This is a genomic window from Streptomyces sp. AC627_RSS907, assembly GCF_019049165.1.
Genome location: NZ_JAGMUE010001543.1, coordinates 1 through 578, shown reverse-complemented (window position 1 = coordinate 578; position 578 = coordinate 1). Strand labels below are relative to the sequence as shown.

General features: G+C 72.7%; 1 pseudogene. It reads left to right on the top strand.

From position 1 onward, the window contains the following. A pseudogene (locus tag KUM32_RS42905) lies at positions 1-578 on the top strand (hypothetical protein); the annotation flags it as partial.

The following is a 578-nucleotide window of genomic DNA, read 5'->3' as shown; positions in this document are numbered from 1 at the left end:
GCGCCGTGGTCGCGGCCTGCGCCGTGGCCGGGCTCGCGGCCGGTGCCGCGATGAGCATGGGCGACGACGACAAGAAGGACAAGGGCGACAAGTCCACCGACCCCGGCAAGGAGGTCGTGGCCAGCGAGTCGGCGGCACCGTCGGCCTCCCCGTCCCCGACGCCGACCAAGACCACGGACCCCGCCGAGCCGCAGGCCAAGGCGCTCGACGCGCTGCTCAAGGACAGCGGCAACAGCCGCGCCAGCGTGATCGCCTCGGTCAACAACATCAAGACCTGCAAGGCGCTCCCGAAGGCCGCCGCCGATCTGCGGTCGGCGGCGCAGCAGCGCAACGCCCTGGTGACCCGGCTCGGCGAACTCAAGCTGGACAAGATCCCGCGGAACGCCGAACTCACCCGGGCGTTGACCAAGGCGTGGCGGTCGTCCGCGTCGGCGGACAACCACTACGCGGCCTGGGCCGACCAGGCCGCCAAGAAGAAGGGCTGCGACAAGGGCAAGGCCCGCGTCACCGGCCACACGGCCTCCGGCAACCGGGCCAGCGGCGAGGCGAGCGCGGCCAAGAAGCAGGCGGCCGACCTG